This is a genomic window from Streptomyces sp. A0592, assembly GCF_004795115.1.
In the GTDB taxonomy this organism is placed as follows: domain Bacteria; phylum Actinomycetota; class Actinomycetes; order Streptomycetales; family Streptomycetaceae; genus Streptomyces; species Streptomyces erythrochromogenes.
On record NZ_SSBM01000002.1, the window covers coordinates 372,383 to 390,446 of the forward strand.

Annotated in this window: 17 protein-coding genes; 12 read left to right on the top strand and 5 right to left on the bottom strand. The window is 72.9% G+C overall.

All coding sequences use genetic code 11. The features are described from left to right. Window positions 1–225: 225 nt before the first annotated feature. The 3 genes from E6U81_RS04875 to E6U81_RS04885 are packed head-to-tail and all read left to right on the top strand — an operon-like array spanning window position 226 to window position 4,137. Window positions 226–1,086, top strand: coding sequence for an ABC transporter ATP-binding protein (locus tag E6U81_RS04875; protein ID WP_136228806.1), 861 nt, complete (start codon window positions 226–228; stop codon window positions 1,084–1,086). Then, complete coding sequence (locus tag E6U81_RS04880) at window positions 1,083–2,063, top strand: iron-siderophore ABC transporter substrate-binding protein (protein WP_136228807.1); 981 nt, start codon at window positions 1,083–1,085, stop codon at window positions 2,061–2,063. Before E6U81_RS04875 ends, E6U81_RS04880 begins: the two co-directional genes overlap by 4 nt. 4 nt (window positions 2,064–2,067) lie before the next feature. Further along, window positions 2,068–4,137 carry an iron ABC transporter permease gene (locus E6U81_RS04885; protein WP_136228808.1) on the top strand — a complete coding sequence of 690 codons (2,070 nt, stop codon included), beginning with the start codon at window positions 2,068–2,070 and terminating at the stop codon, window positions 4,135–4,137. A gap of 36 nt (window positions 4,138–4,173) precedes the next feature. On the opposite strand, the gene E6U81_RS04890 is transcribed toward E6U81_RS04885, so the two are convergent. Further along, the gene (locus E6U81_RS04890) at window positions 4,174–5,709 is read right to left on the bottom strand and encodes a fused MFS/spermidine synthase (RefSeq protein WP_240803632.1); all 1,536 of its coding nucleotides are present in this window, start codon (window positions 5,707–5,709) and stop codon (window positions 4,174–4,176) included. Window positions 5,710–5,812: 103 nt separating this feature from the next. Continuing rightward, entirely contained in the window at window positions 5,813–6,724 is a 912-nt protein-coding gene (locus E6U81_RS04895) for a hypothetical protein (RefSeq protein ID WP_136228810.1), read from the bottom strand. Window positions 6,725–7,048: 324 nt separating this feature from the next. Between E6U81_RS04895 and E6U81_RS04900 the strand changes: the two genes are divergently transcribed. The 3 genes from E6U81_RS04900 (at window position 7,049) to E6U81_RS04910 (ending at window position 10,182) form a co-directional block, all read left to right on the top strand. Beyond that, window positions 7,049–8,656 carry a von Willebrand factor type A domain-containing protein gene (locus E6U81_RS04900; protein WP_136228811.1) on the top strand — a complete coding sequence of 536 codons (1,608 nt, stop codon included), beginning with the start codon at window positions 7,049–7,051 and terminating at the stop codon, window positions 8,654–8,656. A 164-nt stretch (window positions 8,657–8,820) separates the two neighbouring features. Beyond that, a complete protein-coding gene (locus E6U81_RS04905) occupies window positions 8,821–9,642 on the top strand; it encodes a class I SAM-dependent methyltransferase (protein ID WP_136228812.1) in 822 nt (273 codons plus the stop codon). A gap of 21 nt (window positions 9,643–9,663) precedes the next feature. Beyond that, on the top strand, window positions 9,664–10,182 hold the full coding sequence (locus tag E6U81_RS04910) for a hypothetical protein (RefSeq protein ID WP_136228813.1): 519 nt from the start codon (window positions 9,664–9,666) through the stop codon (window positions 10,180–10,182). 62 nt (window positions 10,183–10,244) lie between these two features. On the opposite strand, the gene pip is transcribed toward E6U81_RS04910, so the two are convergent. Next, window positions 10,245–11,207, bottom strand: coding sequence for a prolyl aminopeptidase (pip, locus tag E6U81_RS04915; RefSeq protein ID WP_136228814.1), 963 nt, complete (start codon window positions 11,205–11,207; stop codon window positions 10,245–10,247). A gap of 176 nt (window positions 11,208–11,383) precedes the next feature. On the opposite strand from pip, the gene E6U81_RS04920 reads away from it, so the two are divergent. Continuing rightward, window positions 11,384–11,722 (top strand): hypothetical protein, encoded by a 339-nt coding sequence (locus E6U81_RS04920; protein WP_136228815.1) that lies wholly within the window; start codon window positions 11,384–11,386, stop codon window positions 11,720–11,722. Window positions 11,723–11,861: 139 nt separating this feature from the next. On the opposite strand, the gene E6U81_RS04925 is transcribed toward E6U81_RS04920, so the two are convergent. Next, complete coding sequence (locus E6U81_RS04925; RefSeq protein ID WP_136228816.1) at window positions 11,862–12,389, bottom strand: 2'-5' RNA ligase family protein; 528 nt, start codon at window positions 12,387–12,389, stop codon at window positions 11,862–11,864. Window positions 12,390–12,532: 143 nt separating this feature from the next. Between E6U81_RS04925 and E6U81_RS04930 the strand changes: the two genes are divergently transcribed. The 5 genes from E6U81_RS04930 to E6U81_RS04950 all read left to right on the top strand — a co-directional run bounded on the left by E6U81_RS04930 (window position 12,533) and on the right by E6U81_RS04950 (window position 16,573). Further along, on the top strand, window positions 12,533–13,156 hold the full coding sequence (locus E6U81_RS04930; protein WP_136228817.1) for a DUF4241 domain-containing protein: 624 nt from the start codon (window positions 12,533–12,535) through the stop codon (window positions 13,154–13,156). Between the two features lie 82 nt (window positions 13,157–13,238). After that, window positions 13,239–13,568: a hypothetical protein gene (locus E6U81_RS04935; RefSeq protein WP_136228818.1), complete on the top strand. Its 330-nt coding sequence runs from the start codon at window positions 13,239–13,241 to the stop codon at window positions 13,566–13,568. A gap of 112 nt (window positions 13,569–13,680) precedes the next feature. Beyond that, window positions 13,681–14,493 carry a DUF4328 domain-containing protein gene (locus E6U81_RS04940; RefSeq protein ID WP_240803633.1) on the top strand — a complete coding sequence of 271 codons (813 nt, stop codon included), beginning with the start codon at window positions 13,681–13,683 and terminating at the stop codon, window positions 14,491–14,493. A gap of 158 nt (window positions 14,494–14,651) precedes the next feature. After that, window positions 14,652–15,665 (top strand): SPFH domain-containing protein, encoded by a 1,014-nt coding sequence (locus E6U81_RS04945; RefSeq protein ID WP_136228819.1) that lies wholly within the window; start codon window positions 14,652–14,654, stop codon window positions 15,663–15,665. Further along, the gene (locus E6U81_RS04950) at window positions 15,662–16,573 is read left to right on the top strand and encodes a hypothetical protein (protein WP_136228820.1); all 912 of its coding nucleotides are present in this window, start codon (window positions 15,662–15,664) and stop codon (window positions 16,571–16,573) included. Before E6U81_RS04945 ends, E6U81_RS04950 begins: the two co-directional genes overlap by 4 nt. Window positions 16,574–16,633: 60 nt before the next feature. Here the strand turns inward: E6U81_RS04950 and E6U81_RS04955 are convergent, their stop codons facing one another. After that, window positions 16,634–17,923, bottom strand: a complete 1,290-nt coding sequence (locus E6U81_RS04955) for a cyclopropane-fatty-acyl-phospholipid synthase family protein (protein ID WP_136228821.1) — start codon at window positions 17,921–17,923, stop codon at window positions 16,634–16,636. Window positions 17,924–18,064 lie beyond the last annotated feature (141 nt).

Here is an 18,064-nt window from a genome sequence, read left to right on the forward strand (position 1 = left end):
GTGGACGGCGAAGGCCGCGGGGGCAGACCTTGGCGCCCCATCGGGCAGCGGCCCGGAGCCCCTTGGCCGCGGGCCGGGCAGGGACCGGGGGATCAGGGGGGAGCCGGGGGAGGGAGGGCGCCTGCCGGGTTCCGGCGGCATATCGGAGGTTGGCGGGAATTCGTCTTGCCAGGGTTCGGGGTCCCCCTCTTGGTCTATCGGTTAGGTTAGGCTAACCTTCGGGTCGTGCAAGCCGGTGAAGAGAGATCCGCGGTAGGACGCCCCCGCGGCCATGAACTGTCGGCCACGGGAGTCACCGTGGCGTACGACGGCGTCGACGTCGTCCACGACGCGTCATTGGTGCTGCGGCCCGGAGAGGTCACCGTACTGGTCGGCCCGAACGGCAGCGGCAAGTCGACGCTGCTGCGCACCGTATCGCGGCTCCAGCGACCCCGGACCGCGAAACTGGTCATCGACGCCGACACCGACGGCCTCGCCCTGTCCCCCCGTGAGTTCTCCCGCCGCGTGGCCCTGTTGACCCAGGGCCGGCCCACCCCCAGCGGGCTGAGCGTACGGGACGTCGTCGAGTTCGGCCGGTACCCGTACCGAGGCCGCTGGGGCAAGGCCGACCCGGACGGCACTGCCGCCGTGGACCGTGCGCTCGCCCTCACCGGCGTCGCGGAGTTCGCCGAACGCGGAGCCGAGCACCTGTCGGGCGGACAGCTCCAGCGCGTCTGGCTGGCCGGCTGCCTCGCCCAGGAGACCGGCGTGCTCCTCCTCGACGAGCCCACCACCTACCTGGACCTGCGCTACCAGGTCGAACTCCTCGACCTCGTACGCGACCTGGCGGACGAGCACGGCATCGCCGTCGGCGCCGTCCTGCACGACCTCGACCAGGCCGCGGCCGTCGCCGACCGGATCGTCCTCCTCCGCGCCGGCCGGGTCGTCGCCGAAGGCCTCCCCGAGGAGGTCCTCACCGGCGAACGGCTGACAGACACCTACGGCATCCGTATCGAAGTGGACACCGACCCCCTGACCGGCCTCCTGCGCACCCGTGCGATCGGACGCCACCACACGCGAAGCGAAAGGCTCAGTACCACCTCATGAGACGACTCCTCATCACCGCGGCGGCCGCCACCGTCGCGGCCCTCACCCTGACCGCCTGCGGGACCACCGAGCCCGCCGCCGACGACAAGGCCAAGGGCGCGGGCGAGAAGATCTCCCTCACCGACGGCACCGGTACCAAGGTCGAGCTCGACGGCCCGGCCAAGACGATCGTCGCCACCGAGTGGAACGTCGTCGAGAGCCTCATCTCGCTGGGCGTCGACCCCGCCGCCGTCTCCGACGTCAAGGGCTACAAGGCCTGGGACACCGCCGTTCCGCTGAAGAACGAGCCCAAGGACGTCGGCACCCGCGGCGAGCCGAGCATGGACGCCATCGCGGCCGTCAAGCCGGACCTCATCGTGGCCACCACCGACCTCCCGGCGGCAGCCGTCGACCAGCTGAAGAAGGTCGCGCCCGTCATCAACCTGAAGGCCGCGGACGCCGCCGACCCGGTCGGCCAGATGACCAAGAACCTGGACATCCTCGCCCAGGCCACCGGTACCACCGCCAAGGCCGACACGCTCAAGAAGGCCTTCGAGGCGAAGATCGCAGAGGGCAGGAAGGCCCTCGCCGACAAGGGCCTCGCAGGCAAGCCCTACGCCTTCGCCGACGGCTACGTCGTCTCCAACCAGGTCTCGATCCGCCCTTACACCAGCGGTTCGCTGATCGGCGGAGTCAACGAGAAGCTCGGCCTGAAGAACGCCTGGACGGTCGAGGGCGACCCGGCCTACGGGCTGGGCACCACCGACGTCGAGGGCCTCACCAAGCTCGGTGACGTCGAGTTCGCCTACATCGGCAACGACACCGACAAGGACAGCAACCCGTTCACCGGCCAGCTGGCCCAGGACAAGGTGTGGACCTCGCTGCCCTTCGTCCAGAACAACAACGTCCACCGTCTGCCCGACGGCATCTGGATGTTCGGCGGGCCCGAGTCGATGGGCAAGTACATCGACGCCGTCGTCGCCGCACTGACGAAGTAGCAGCATGGCCGTCACCGCAACCGCTCCCGCCACCCGTCCGTCGGCGGCCACGTCCCGGACCGGCGCTGCCGCGGTGACTGCCGCCCTGTGCCTGCTCGTCGCTGCCCTCGCGATCGCCGACCTGACCCAGGGCACCGCCAACGCCGGTGCCCCCGAGGTCTGGAGGGCGCTCACCGGCCGGGGGGACGCCGCCGACGCCTCCGTCGTCATCGCCTCCCGGCTCCCGAGGGCCGCCGCCGGACTGCTCGTCGGCGCCGTGCTCGGCATGGCCGGCGCCGCCCTGCAGTCCGTCACCCGCAACGTCATCGCCTCCCCGGACACCCTCGCGGTCAACTCCGGCGCCTACCTGGCCCTCGGCCTGACCGCCGTCACCGGGGTCTCGCTGCCGCTGCTCGCCTCCTCCGGCATCGCCTTCCTCGGCGGACTCGCCGCGGCGGCCGTCGTCCTCGGCCTGTCCGGCCTCGGCGCCGGCACCGTACGGCTCGTCCTCGCCGGCAGCGCCCTCACCCTCGGCCTCACCGCCGCCACCGAGGGCATGCTCATGCTCTTCCCGCAGGAGACCACCGGCATCTACCGCTGGAACCAGGGCAGCATCTCCCAGAACGGCTTCGGCGGCATCCTCCAGGTGCTGCCGATCGCCCTCGTCGGCCTCGTCGGGCTGCTCCTCGTGGCCCGCCGGATCGACGCCCTCGCCCTCGGCGACGCCGCCGCCCGCGGACTCGGCGTCCCGGTCCGCGCCACCCGCGTCACCGTGGTCGTGTTCGCCGCCCTGCTGTCCACCGCCGCCGTCACCCTCGCCGGCCCCATCGGCTTCGTCGGCCTCTGCGCACCCGCGCTCGTGCGGCCGCTCGCCCGCCGGTTCCGCGCCTACACCAGGACCCGCGGCGCCCTGCCGGCCACCGCGCTCGTCGGCGCCGCGCTGGTCCTCGGCTCGGACGTGCTCCTGCGCAGCCTCATTCCCGCCGACGTGGCCGTCGCCGTCCCCACCGGGGTCGTCACCAGCCTCGTCGGCGCCGTCTTCCTGATCGTCATGGCCACCAAGGCCCGCGACACCGCCGGCACCACCGACACCGAGCGGCTGCGCATCCGGAGCCGTACCGCCTTCCTCACCGCCACCGGCATCCTGGCGGCCGCGCTCGTCGGCGTCGCCATCGCCGGCGTCCTGCTGGGCGACAGCAAGCTGCTGCTCGGCGACGTCGTCAACTGGGCCCAGGGCAACGCCGGCCGGACCATCACCTTCGTGCTCGACACCCGGGTGCCCCGCGTCCTCGCCGCGCTCCTCGCCGGCGCCGCCCTCGCCCTCGCCGGAACCCTCGTCCAGGCCGTCACCCGCAACCCCCTCGCGGAGCCGGGCGTCCTGGGCGTCTCCGGCGGCGCGGCGCTCGGCGCCGTACTCCTCGTGACCACCGTCCCCGCAGCCGGCTCGTGGGGCATGGCCGGCGCCGCCTTCGCGGGCGCCGCCGTCAGCGGAGCGATCGTCTTCGGCCTCGCCGCGCGGGGCGGCTTCCAGCAGAACCGGCTCGTCCTCGTCGGCTTCGGCGTGGCCACCGGGTCGGCGGCCCTGATCAGCATGCTGATCATCCTCACCGACCCGTTCAACGCCACCAAGGCGCTGACCTGGCTGTCGGGTTCCACGTACGGGCGCAGCTTCCCCGACGTGGTGCCGCTCGCCGTGGTGCTCGCCGTGGGCGTGTTCCTCGCCGTCCAGCGGCGCGCCGACCTCGACCTCGTCTCGCTCGACGAGGACACCCCCCGGCTCCTCGGCCTCGACCCGGCCCGCGGCCGCCTGGCCTTCCTGCTGCTCGCCGTGCTGCTCAGCGCCACCGCGGTGGCCGCCGCCGGCACGATCGGCTTCGTCGGCCTCGTCGCCCCGCACGCCGCCCGGGCCCTGGTGGGCCGCCGGCACGTCAGGGTGGTCCCCGTCGCGGTTCTCCTCGGCGCCGTACTGGTCTGCACCGCGGACCTGGTGGGCCGGACCGTGATCGCCCCGACCCAGATCGGCGCCGGCCTGATGACGGCCCTGATCGGTACGCCGTACTTCCTCCACCTCCTGGTCCGCAGCCGCAGCCACTAGGGCTTCGTACCGGGGGGTGGGCGCCCATCGGCACGGTCAGCGGCTGCTGGGCGGGCCGTAGGGCTGGAGGAGCTGGTCGACGGGTGCGTGGTCGTCGGTGAGGAGCCGGGCATCGCCGATCCAGGAGGCGAGGTCGTCGCCGGCGGCGATCTTCCAGCCGTTCTGCCGGGCATCCAGCGCCGCCTGGGTCGCGCGGAGGTCGATCGGCCGGTCGGAGGCGAGCGCGACCAGATTGCCCCCCTCGGACGGGGCGTTCGGGTCGAGGCCGATGTCGGAGGGCTTGCCGACGACCGCAACGTGCTCGAAGGCCGTGCCGAGGGTGGCCACTTCGGCACGTGCGAAGGCCAGACCACCGTGGTCGATGAGGTTGGCTACGTACAGGCCGTCTTCCTTGAGCACCCGCCGTACGTCGGTCATCGCTTCGACCGTGGTGAGGTGCCACGGCACACTCACGCCCCCGAAGGCGTCGCCGACGACGAGGTCACGGCTTCCGGTCTCCAGTCGCCGCAGGCCGAGCCTGCCGTCCTCCACGCGTACGCCGATACCGCCTTCCCGGCTCAGGCCCAGTCGGTCGCGGTCGATGCGCACGACCCCGCCGTCGATCTCGGACACCAGGCTCCGCGTCCCGGGCCGCGTGGCCGCGAGATAGCGGGGGAAGGTGAGCCCGCCGCCGCCCAGGTGGTGGGCAGCCAGTGGCTCACCTGCGGGGAACGCGGCATCGACCACCGATGCGATGGCGCGCACGTACGCGAACTGCAGGTGGGTCGGGTCGTCGACGTCGACGTACGAGTGCCGTACGCCGTCCAGAACGAGGGTGCGGCCACCGGCCCGTTCGGGGTCCGCGACGACCCTCGCGCAGTGGTACCTGGTCTCCGTGTCGCACTCACCGGGCGCGACGGTGGTGGCGAGGCCGCCGGCCACGACCGCGAGTACCAGGGCCGGGGTGCCGCTCCACCCGCGCGTTCGCCACTCCACCAGCGCCGAGCCGACCACCAGCAGGGTGCCGAGGCCGATCAGGATGCCGCTGACCGGAAACCGCGCGATGAGGACGAAGCCGGTGAGGACCGTACCGACGATGGCACCGACGGTGCCGACGCCCGACAGCCGGCCGACGACCGTGCCGGTCTCGGCGAGGTCGGTGAGACGCAGCTTCGTCACGATCGGCGTCACCGCGGAGAGCAGGGCGCCCGGTACGAGGATGGTCAGGGACGCGATCAGCAGGAGCACCACCGGTGCCCACTCCGCGGTGGTGCGCAGCACGGCAGGGGTGAGCGCCACGGCCGCTCCCGACACCCCGAGCGAGGGGCCGATGAGCCTGCGCGGATCCACCTGGTCGGCGATGCGCCCACCCAGCCAGGATCCGGCGGCGATCGCGGTGAGGGCGATGCCGATCACCATGGTGCTGGTTTCGAGGGTGAGGCCGAGGTAGGGAGCCAGTAGCCGCAGAGCGACGATCTCCACCACCAGGACCGCGGCCGAAGACCCGAAGACGAGCACGGCAGCGGTACGGGGACCCAGCCCGCGATCGCGAGGCGTGTTCTCGGCGACGGGCGAGGAGGACGATCCGGTCACGGGCGACATCCTTGCACGCGGCTCATCGACAGCACGGCGAAAACCCCCAATGCGCAGTGTGATCGGCGCTGAGCGGGCCGACCACCGAACGCTGCGGCGGAGCTCATGTCCGCCGGGGGGCCAACCACCGTTCCGCGCGGGCCTGCTTGTCGGAGTCCCCGGAGCGCCGCGCGTGGGCCAGCAGGCGGACGCGCAGCGCTTCGGGCAGGCGGGCGACATCCCGCTTCTGGCGCGGGCGGGTCTTCCAGCCCACCAGATGCCGTACGGCCCCGGCGTCGTGCCGGTCCCCGGCCCGCGGGTCGGCCAGGGCGGCGAGCAGGTCGGCGAACGGCACCCTGCCGAGCAGTTCGCCCGGCACGCCCTCGTGGAGGGGGTGTCCGGAGCAGCGTCCGCTGCCGGAGCCGTGCCAGTCGAGCAGGGCCAGTGCCCGCTCCACCGGGTCGGGGAAGGCCAGTTGCAGTCGGTCGGTGAGTTCCGCGAGCAACTCGGGGGAGGGCATGGCGCCGGTCCGGGAGAGGCCGAGGATCCGGTTCGCGGTCCCGTCCAGTCCCGCGGGCATCGCGGTCAGCCAGTCGCGCTTCGCGTCGGCGCTCTTCTGCGCCCGCAGCCGGTTGGTTTCGAACTCCTGCAGGGGGCCGGACATGCCGTGCCCGTCCAGCCACGCCAGGAGGAGGCGGCCGTCGGCGAGAAAGGCATCGCTCTCCCAGTGCCCCCACCGCAACGTCGCACCGTGGTGCAGGACGACGACCGCAAGCCGCCCTCCGGTCCGGTCGAACACCTCGAAGCGGACGTCCCCGAGGCACATGCAGTGGACACCGGGGAGCGACTCCACGGCCATGGCCGTCCTGAGCCGGGCCGACTCCACCGGATCGGAGAGGTCGACACGGATCGCCCCATCGGCCCCGTCCGCCCCATCGGCCCCGTCCACTCCGGACCCGCCCACCGCGCCCACCGTGCTCACCCGGACCAGCTGTGCCTGCTGCAGCACGCCGTCCAATGCTGTCGTACCGTCCATGAACCGGCCCCTTCCCCGTCCGGACCGCAGGTGCACGGGCCCGCCCGATTCCATCGCAGCTCCGACCGCCTGGCAACACAGTTCCTCCGCGCCCGCCCCAGCGGGGACAGCGGGGCAGCGGGGGCGTGCACCGGCTTCGTGCGGGACCGCTCGGTTCTCCGCCGGGGTTGCCCTCCGCGACGTCATCGTGTCCTGATCTCCGCCAGAGCTTGACCTTCCGCCTGCCGTTGCCCTTTCGAGACGCGTTCGCAACACCCTCGTCGGTTCCAACTCCCCTTCGCGAACGTCACATTCGCAGACACCGATCGTCCGAAGGGGGACACCATGACGTTGCGAACGCCCAGCCGCGACCGCGGCCGTGGCCGCAACCGCCGCCCGGTGGGACCGGCCCTGCTCGCCGTGCTCGCCGCCGGGGCGGTGCTGCTCTCCGGGTGCAGCGCCTCCGACAGCGGCCACGACCGCAGCAGCGGCACCGCCCAGGAGGGCGGGCGGCAGAACAAGGGCGGCAACCCCGCCCCGGCCCCCGCCCAGGGCTCGCCCGGCACCGCCGACCGGGCCGACGGAGCGGCGGAGGGGGAGGACGACGGCCGCCGCACCGCGGCACCGCCCGCGGACTACCTCTCCACCTTCGCACTCGACGTGGACACCGCGAGCTGGGGCTACGCCCGCCGGACCCTGGCCGACGGCAACCTCCCCGACCCTGCGACCGTCCGCCCGGAGGAGTTCGTCAACAGCTTCCGCCAGGACTACCGGCAGCCTGACGGCAACGGCTTCTCCGTGACCGTCGACGGCGCCCGCACCGACGCCGCGGACTGGTCCCTGATGCGGGTCGGGCTCGCCACCCGGAGCGGCCTCGGCCACGACCGCCGCCCGCCCGCCGCCCTCACCTTCGTCGTCGACATCTCCGGTTCGATGGCCGAACCCGGCCGACTCGACCTGGTCCGCACCTCCCTGGACCTGATGACCGACCGGCTCCGCGGCGACGACTCGCTCGCCATCGTCGCCTTCAGCAACAAGGCCGAGACCCGGCTCCCGATGACCCGTCTGGACGGCAACCGCAAGCGGGTGCACGAGGTCGTCGACCGGCTGCGCCCCACCGACTCCACCAACGTCGAGGCCGGTGTCACCCGCGGCTACGACATCGCCGTCGAGGGCCGTCGGGCCGGCGCCACCAACCGCGTCGTCCTGCTCTCCGACGCCCTCGCCAACACCGGCACCACGTCCGCCGACGCCCTGTTGGAGCGGATCGACGGCGCCCGCCGCGACCACGGCATCACCCTCTTCGGGGTCGGCGTGGGCAGCGACTACAACGACGCGTTCATGGAGCGGCTGGTCGACAAGGGCGACGGGCACACCGTCTACGTCTCCGACGAGGAGGAGGCCCGCCGGGTCTTCTGCGACGAGCTGCCCGCACAGGTGGAGCTGCGAGCCCGCGACGCCAAGGCGCAGGTCTCCTTCGACCCGCGCAACGTCGAGCGGTTCCGGCTGATCGGCTACGACAACCGGCGCGTGGCCGACGACTCCTTCCGCGACGACTCCGTGGACGGCGGCGAGGTCGGTCCGGGCCACACGGTGACCGCGCTGTACGCGGTGCAGCTGCGGCCGGGGGCGTCCGGACACGTGGCCACCGCCACCGTCCGGTGGCTCGACCCCGACGGCAGGGCCCCGCACGAGGAGTCCGGCCGGGTGGAGGCCTCCGCGCTGACCGGCGGCGGCTGGGAGCAGGCCGCGCCCCGCTTCCAGGTCACGGTCGCGGCGGCGTACCTGGCGTCGTCGCTGCGCGAGCGGGGAGGCGGCTGGGAGCCGCTTCCGGGCTCGGTCGGCCTGACCAGGCTGTCGGACGTCACCGCCCGGCTGGCCGAGCGGACCGAGGACCCCGAGGTCCGGCAGCTGTCCGACGCGGTGCGGCAGGCCCGCCGACTGCTGGGCTGACCGGCGGCCCACCCCGGCGGTCGGCGGCGGAGGACCGACGGCCGGGGTGGGCACCCCGAGCGGGCACCCCGAGCGGGCACCCCGAGCGGGCGCCCCGAGCGGGTGTCCGGAGCGTGGGTCCGGGGCCTGTGTCCGCGCCGGGCCCGCGGCGTAGGTTGGGGCGCATGAAGACCACCGCACCGCAGGAGGCATTCCTGCAGGCGTTCCACGCCGAGCACCCGGCCGTGACCGCAGAGGCGTTCGCCGGTGGCCGTGCTCCCGACGGCCGCTCCAGTTACGAGATCTTGTGCGACCAGGTATCCGGAAGCACACGCGTGCTGGACCTCGGCTGCGGCGACGGCCTCCTGCTCGAATTGCTGGCCCGGACGCCCGGGAGACAACTCGCCGGACTGGACCTGTCCTCGCACTCTCTGGCACTGGCACGAAGCCGACCGGCGCTTTCCGAAGCGAGGCTGGAGGCGGGCCGAGCTCAGGAACTCCCCTTCCCCGACAACGGTTTCGACGCCTGCGTCTCCCACATGGCGCTGATGCTGATGGGCGAGATCGAGCACGTCGCGGCCGAGGTCGCCCGCGTGCTGGCTCCCGGAGGCGTCCTGGCATGCGTCCTGGGAGGCGGGGCCGTCGGCGGCGAAGCCTATGAACGGTTCCTCACCCTCTTGCGGCACACGATGGAGGCGGCGCCGGCCGCACAGCGCATCCCGGCCCTGGGGGACAGACGGACGCGCAGCCGCGAGGGGCTCGACGAAGTCCTCGGACCGGCGGGCTTCGCAGCGGTGGACTGGGAGACCGTTCCCATCGACCTGAGCGGCCCGGTGGAGCAGGTATGGGCTGCGGTTTCCGGTCTCTACGACCTCGGCCCGCTCGACCGCACGACCGTGGAAGGGTTGCGCAAGGCCTTCTTCGCCGAGGTGAGGGACATGACCACGTCGGACGGTCGGGTTCCCTGTGCCTTCAGGATCCGAGTGGCAACGACCCGACTGGCGTAGCCCGTCGGCCTCGGTGTCACCATGGCGGGTGTGAAACCCTCCGATGCACTACTCAATGCCGACCTGGTGCAGAACCGCTGGCGCGCCCGAGAGGCGCCCTACGGGGACTTCATCATGTTCGGCGACGGATCCCTGTCGGTGATGAGCCTCATGAGATTCTCCCCCGCGGACCGGCCCGATGACATGCGGGCCGAGGACTGGCAGTGGTGGCACCTCATGCAGGCCACCGCGTGGACCCCGACCGACTGGCTGGACATCGACACGACGTTCGCCTCATGCGCCTACGCCGGAAGCCGGGCCCTGGCAGGTGAGTCAGCGGCCCACGGCAGCATCGGCTGGGTCGCCCTCACCCGGGACGATGACCACCTCACCCTCGAATGGGTCGCGGTCTCCTGCTCGTCCAATCCCTTCACCGAAGTCACCGTGGACGCGACCACGGTGACCGCCACCAGCACCCTGGGACGCATCTGGTCCTTCCCCCGAAACGCCCCGCAGCACGTGAAGATCACCGAGGACCCGGCCTACCCCTGGACCTCTTGAGCTCCTGCGGCCGATCCGGCCGGAGGGAGTGCGGAGCGCCGCACACTGCGCCCTGTCGAGGCTCACCCCGCGCCGGCGAATCGGTCGAGAGCCCTGAGCACATGGGCACGGGTCGTGTCGCTGCCCAGATGGCCTGCATCGCCGACCACGGTCAGCTCGGCATCGGGCCAGGCGCGGGCGAGCTCCCATGCGGTGTCGAGCGGGCCGGCCAGGTCGAGCCGGCCGTGGACCAGCACACCCGGGATTCCGGCCAGGCGATGCGCATCGCGCAGGAGTGCGCCCTCCTCCAGCCAGGCCCCGTGGGAGAAGTAGTACGAGCAGATGCGGACCAGGGCCAGTCGAGCGGCCGGCGGGCGGTCGCCGTACGGGTTGGAGGCGCCGTTCGTCTCCCCGGACAGGACCGCGTCCTCCCAGGCGCACCAGTCGGCCGTCGCTTTCTCCCGTACCGCGGGGTCCGGATGTTCCATCAGGCGTGCATAGGCCGCGACGACGTCACCGTCCCGCGGTGTGCCGCCGGCTCCTTCGAGGAAGCGTTCCCACTGCTCGGGGAAGAACCGCCCCGCGCCCCGGTAGAGCCAGTCGATCTCGGAGCGCCGAGTGGTGGTGACGGCGGCCATGACGATCTCCGACACCCGCTCCGGGTAGGTCTCGGCGTAGGCCAGGATCAGCGTGGAGCCCCACGAGCCGCCGTGGAGCAGCCAGCGGTCGATGCCCAGGTGACCGCGGAGCCGCTCCATGTCGGCGATCAGGTGCCGGGTGGTGTTGTGGCGCATGTCGGCCGTGGGTTCGCTCGCGTGGGGGGTGCTGCGGCCGCAGCCGCGCTGGTCGAAGAGGACGATCCGGTAGCGGTCCGGGTCGAAGTACCGGCGTACCCCGGTCCCGCATCCTGATCCCGGCCCGCCGTGGACGACAAGTGCCGGCTTGCCGACCGGATTTCCGCAGACCTCCCAGTAGACGAGGTTGCCGTCGCCGACGTCGAGCATCCCCTTCTCGTACGGCTCGACCGGCGGGTACAGCTCGCCCATTCCCCAGACCTCCTGGCAGCCCGTATGCAACATGAACAAGGCCGTGCAGTGCACCACATGGCCGCGGTGACGCACGTTCCGTCCCACCCTCTCAGGCGGCCGGGGCGTTTCCGTCGAGGAGGGCGGACAGGGGCACGGTGACGCCTTGTCGGCCGGGGCCCGGCAGAATGCGGAGGATGGACTATCTGGCGGCCTGGCTGGCCGAGAGCTGGTGGTATCCCGTGGGCGTCGCGGCGATGGCCCTGGGGGCGTCGGCCCGCATGCACTGGGCGGTGAGGCGGGCCCTCGCCCTACCCGGCGGCCGCACCCAGCCGCTCGGCTTCGCCGAGGTACTCGCCGTGGTGATACCCCTGCCGACCGCCCTCCCCCTGCTGTACGCGCCCGTGCTGTACGGCTGGATGGCCGGCACGCCGGTGGTCCTGGGCAGCACGGGTACGGCCGTGGCGTGGTTGCTGGGAGTCCTGGCGGCAGCGGGCATGCTCGCCGCCGGCACCCGCACCCACAGCCCTGGCTGACTCCGACTGACCCGGTCCCGGGCGGGGGAGCGTCCGACTACCGACTACCGACTACCGACTGTCGGCTGCCGACTGTCGGCTGCCGGGCAAGTCCCGTGCACGACTGCGGTGTTCGCCGACAGTGGGCCATCGGAGGTGTTCACGTGCCGTCCGGGGCGCCGAGCGGCGCGGTGAGGCGCGGCCGCCAGCCTTCCTCCGTCAGAGCCACCAGCTGGACCGCCGTCGCGCGGGTGCGGAGGGGCAGAAGGTTCCCGGCCTCGGAGCGGACACAGGCGGCGGCTGCGGGGTCGACCGCGCCCATGGCGACCGTGACATGGGCGGCGGGCCGCGCCCCGAAGCGGCCCCCGTGCGGGCGCAATCCTGTCCACCGGGCGTGGAACGCATCGACGATCGGCTGGAGTTCCGGCACGGAGACGGCGACGAAGCCGGGCGCCGTCACCACGTCCTCCAGGAGCAGATCGACCGCCGGGAAACTCGCCGCCAGGGAACGCACGTTCTTCTCGTCCTGATCCGTCAGCGCCGATTCCGGTACGAACGGGTAGAGGAGCGAGACGTGCGCCGGTACCCCATGACGGACCAGGGCCGGGTCGATACGCCACGCCGCATCGAGGAGCGGGGCGGCGTCGGGCAGAACGATCACGACGGCGGTGGTCCCTGGATCAGGCATTCCGTCATCATCGCAGGCCAAGCAGCCTTGCTGCTCGGCACCGACGTGCACTTCCCTCGTACGGTGGTGGACCTCTCGGCAGGCGGCACCGCACACATCTCGCACCAGCCCGAGGGCATGCGGGGCGCGTCCCGGAGGCCGAAATGGCGGTGGCCGAGGAGCACCTCTGGACGGCCCGCCCCGGCTCCGACGACTGGCCGGCGCTCCCGGTCGCCGGCCCGCTCCCGGACTGGGTCGCCGCACGACTGGGTGACCTGGCGTCCGGCTGGCGCCGGGAGCCTTCCCGGCTGCTCGGATCCACCGACTTCGACCGGCTCTTCCGCCCCGGCACCCGCCTTTCGGGGCTCACGGTCCGCGAGCCGGTTCCGTGCGGCGGTCTGCGCGTGCCGAGAGGAGTGCTGGCGGTCGACTGCCCGCACAGCTGCGACGAGGCGCCTAGCATCACGGTGGCCGTGCCGCCGGGCACGTACCCGGTGAGGGCGACCCTGGTCGAGGTCGCGGACAGGGGCTACGGGTCCTACGAGCAGGTCGCGGTGGCCCGCTGCAGATCTGCGACGCCCCCGCGGCAGCCTGGTTCCCCGGAGGCCGATCGGCTCACCGGATCCGTGGCCGGCGTGCATCTCGACGGCGGCAGCCTGGGCGCGGACCTGGCGGTCTTCCACACCGGCGGCGACGGCGTCCACCCGGTGTGGGTGGGCCGGTCCGCCTCCGGAGAGGTGATCTGCGCCGACGCCCCGACGGCGTTCGACCTGAATCTCGACGCCTGACGCGTCATCAACCGGCCCTGCAACCTCCCCCCGGGAGTCATCCCTGCTCGTCATCACCGTCCCGCCTGTGGGCGCGTAGTGGGTGCGACACGGGCCCTGCGGTTCGTCGGAGTACGACGCCGACGACGCGCGGTACGCCACCGGGTACGGCTCGCACCCGCCGCTGGCCGCGGGCGAACTGGCGGGCCTCGCGGACGACCACGACATGGGTTCGCCCGAAAAGACCGCGGAGTGCTACGACGAGGGATCCGTCCGGCAGGCCGTGGTGCTCCACTTCCACGACACCGGTCAGACCAAGCACATCAACGTCCGGGTCATCGGCGGCGGCAACAGGGAGAGATGGTGCGTCGTCATGGTGGAACCGGACCCGAAGAAGCCGTCACCGCGCCTCCGACGGGCAGGGTGCGTCTGACCAGCGGAAATCGTGTGGACTCCGGCACGGGACCGGCATATCTTCACCGGGGCCCCCGCCCGCCGGGCGGGCCGTCCGTATGTCGTCCGTTCCCGTGGGGGGTTCCACCGTCATGTCCTTCAGCGCGCCCGGCACGCCGCCGCCTCCGCTGCCTCCGTCGCCTTCGCAGCCCGGCCCGGTCTCGTACCAGGCCCCGTACCCGGCTCCCCAGCAGGGCCACCCCTACCCCGGCGGGCCCGTCCGCATGGCTCCGCCGGGGCCCCCGAGCGTGCTGCGCTCCCCGAAGGGCCTCGCCACGGCCCTGACCTGGCTGCTCGGCGCCGCCGCCGCGGTACGCCTCTTCTCCGCCGGCGTCGGCGCGTACGAGCAGTCGTGGCTTCAGGGGTTCGCGGCCGACACCCACTTCGACGACCTCGAACTCGGCGTGGCCCCCGGGCTCACCATCCTCGCAGGGCTGCTGCAGGTGCTCACGGTGCTGCCCGCGGTCGTCGTCTTCATCGTCTGGTTCCACCGGGTGCGCAGCAACGGCGGAATCTTCCGCCCCGATGCCTTCACCCTGGGCCGCGGCTGGGCCATCGGCGCATGGTTCGTCCCCGTGGCGAACCTGTTCCTGCCGTGCCGGGTCGCCCTGCAGACCTGGCGGGCCAGTACCCAGCGCGGCCCCGACGGCTCCGACCGCACGGCTTCCGCCGCGCTGTTGATGTCCTGGTGGGTGGTCTGGGTCCTCGCCGCGACCGGGGACCGCGTCTTCAGCCGCATCTACATGGCGGCCGAGACCGTGGACGAGCTGCTTGCGGCAGGGAGGCTCGGGATCGCCGCGGACCTGGTCATGACGGTCGCCGGCGTCCTCGCGCTCCTCTTCGTCCGCCGACTGACGGCGATGCAGAACACGATGGCGACCGAGGGCCCGTACGCGCGGGTCTGACGGGACGGACGGACGGGCGGACCGTCGGTGTGCGCCGACGCCGTACAGGGCCGCCTGCCGGCCCCGGCTCCCGCCCCGACCGCCGCCCTCTTTTCGTCCCCTTGACGATATGGGAGGGCTCCTTTATCGTCGTACTGACGAAATGAAGGGGGTCCGTCATGGCCGACATCACCCGGCGCTTCGGCTGGCGTCATCTGCGCTCCGCGCCCACCACGCACATCCGCCACCACCGGCGCGGCCGACTCGTCCACGACGGGCGGGGGCTCAGTTTCTGGTACCGCTCGCTGTCGGCGGCGCTGTCCGAAGTGCCGGTCGACGACCGGGAACTGGCCATGGCGTTCCACGCCCGTACGTCCGACTTCCAGGACGTCGCCGTGCAGGCCACCGTCACCTACCGGATCAGCGACCCGGCCGAAGCCGCGGCCCGACTCGACTTCTCCGTCGACCCGGACACCGGAAGCTGGCGCGGGGCCCCCTTGGAGCAGATCGCCACGCTCCTCACCGAGACCGCGCAGCAGCACGCCCTGGACGTGCTGGCCCGCACCTCGCTGGCCGTCGCCCTGGTGGACGGCGTCGCCTCCGTGCGGACCAGCGTCGCCGCCGGCCTCGCCGACGAGCCCAGGCTCCCGGCCACCGGCATCGACGTGGTGGCCGTGCGGGTCGTGGCGATCCGCCCCGAGGCCGAGGTGGAGCGCGCCCTGCGCACCCCGGCCCGCGAGCAGATCCAGCAGGAGGCGGACCGGGCCACCTACGAGCGGCGGGCCGTCGCCGTCGAGCGCGAGCGCGCCATCGCCGAGAACGAACTGGCCAGCCAGATCGAACTGGCCCGGCGCGAGGAGCAGCTGATCGACCAGCGGGGCACCAACGCCCGCCGCGAGGCCGAGGAGAAGGCGGCGGCGGACGGCATCCGCACCGAGACCGAGGCGGCCCGCAAGGTCCGCCTGGCCCGAGCGGACGCCGAGGCGGAGCGTGAGACGGGCGCAGCGCGTGCCGAGACCCAGGCCGCCTGGCTGCGGGTGCACGGCGAGGTCGGACCGGGCACGCTGCACGCCCTGGCGGCGACCCGGCTGGCGGAGAACCTGCCGCGGATCGAGAGCATCACGCTCTCGCCCGACGTCCTCACCGGGCTCCTCGGCAGGCTCGGACGTCCGGACGGCGGCTCGGGCGCGTGAGCCTCGCCCCACGGGCGGTACTCGTGCACCGCAGGACCGAGTACGAGGAACTGCTCGCCCGGCACGGAACGCACGGGCAGGCGGCGTTCTTCCTCTCCAGCCGGGGCCGGACCATCGACGAGGTACTCCGCCGCCACCAGCGCACGCAGCACGCGCTGCGGGAAGTGGCGGCGGCGGTACCGCTCACCTGGCGCAGCTCCCGGGTGGAGCGTTCGGACCTGGACCGCTTCCTGTTCGCCCCGGAGGACGTGGTGGTCGTGGTCGGCCAGGACGGACTGGTCGCCAACACCGCGAAGTACCTGCGAGGACAGCCGGTGGTGGGCATCGACACCGACCCGGGGCGCAATCCGGGCGTGCTGGTCCGCCACCGCTGCACCGACGCGGCCGCCCTGCTGCGTGCGGCGACCACCGCCGGTGGCCGGGCAGAGGAACTGACCATGGTCGAGGCCGTCGCCGACGACACCCAGCGCCTGCTCGCCCTGAACGAGATCTACCTCGGCCCACCGGGTCACCAGACGGCCCGCTACCGCCTGGGCTCCGACGGCGACGGCGACGGCGACGACGGACCGGGCGAGGCCCAGGCATCCTCCGGGGTGCTGGTGGGCACCGGAACGGGCGCCACCGGCTGGCTGCGTTCCCTGTGGCTGGAGCGCGGCAGCCGCGCCGAGCTGCCCGCGCCCTGCGAGCCGCGGCTCCTGTGGTTCGTACGGGAGGCCTGGCCCTCTCCGACGTCCGGCACGACGAGGGTCGCCGGTGAGCTCGGGCGGGGGCAGGGGCTGCGGCTCACCGTGGAGTCGGACCGCATCGTGGTGTTCGGCGACGGGATGGAAGGCGACGCCCTGGAACTGACCTGGGGCCAGAGCGTACGCCTGGGCATCGCGGGAACGTCGCTGCACCTGGTGACGTAGCACCCCCTGGCTCGACCGGGTGCCGCTGCACGCCCGAGCGCACCGCGACCGGTGTTCCGCTCACCGGCGGCTCTCCGACGACGGGTACCAGGCGGCGGGAGTGGCGGGCATGCCCGAACCGCCGTCGCGGGTGGGGCGTACCGCGAGGAGCTGGTCGACGCCCATGCGTCGTTCGGCGAAGGCCAGCGAGGCGCCGGCCAGGTAGAGGCGCCACACCCGGCCGGTGGTCTCGCCGACGAGGTCTTCGACCTCGGACCAGCGGTCTTCGAGACGGGTGCGCCAGGCGTCGATGGTGGCCGCGTAGTGCTCGCGCAGGGATTCGACGCCGCGGACCTCCAACCCGGCGGCCTCCAGCATGTCGGCGGTGCGGCCCACGGGCCGCATGTGCATGTCGGGCGCGATGTACGACTCGATGAAGGGTCCTCCGCCGGGTGCGTCGGCGCCGCGTGACATCTGCTGGATCAGCAGCCGGCCCTCGGGGCGCAGTGCGTCGTGCAGTGTGGCGGCGAAGGCGGGGTACTCGGCGTCGCCGACGTGTTCGCCCATCTCGACGGCGTCGGCAGCGTCGTACCCTCCGCCGTCGATGTGGCGCCAGTGCCTCAGCTGGACCTCCACCAGTCCGGCCACGCCCTCGCGGACGGCCCGCTCGGCGACGAAGTCCCGTTGCTGCCGGGAGAGGGTGACCGCGGTGACGCGCACCTTGTGTTCCCGGGCGGCGTACACGGCCAGGGAGCCCCAGCCGCACCCGACGTCCAGGAGCCGATCACCGGCCCGCAGTCCGAGTTTGCGGCAGATCAGCTCCAGCTTGTCCCGCTGGGCTTCGGCCAAGCCGTACGCGGCGTCGGCGGGCCGGGCCCAGTAGGCGCACGAGTACGCCATCGACTCGTCGAGCAGCAGCGCGTAGAAGTCGTTGGACACGTCGTAGTGGTGACTGATCGCGGCCCGGTCCCGGGAAGAGCTGTGCAGACGGCCGGTGAGCCGTGCGCGCCCGTCCGGCCTGCGCGGAGGCAAGGAGGCCGCGCCCAGTCCGACGGCGAGGGCTGCGGCCGCCGCCAGTCGGGCCGGACGCGGACGTGCGATCCCCTGCTCCCGAACGGCCCGGCCGGCCCGGGAGAGGACGCCGGCGAGGTCGCCCTCCACGTCGAGGTCGCCGCTGATGTAGGCCTCGGCGAGGCCAAGCTCGCCGGGCTGCCAGAGCAGGCGGCGCAGGGCGTCGGGGGAGCGCAGCACGATCAGGGGGGCGTCGGCGGGCCCGGCCTCACCGCCGTCCCAGTCGCGCAGTCGTACGGGGAGGGGACCGGTGAGGAAATGGCTCAGCAGAGCGGCGAGACGTGCCGCCGCGGGCTTCATCGGCCGTCCCCTTCCACTTCGCCGTCGGCGACCGCCGTCTTCCGGTGTTCTGCCACAACCGCTCCCGCCACTCGACACGCCGCTGGTGCGCGGCCATCCACCCGTGCTTCGCAGCCGGGGGCCGGACGGATTGCCGGTGAC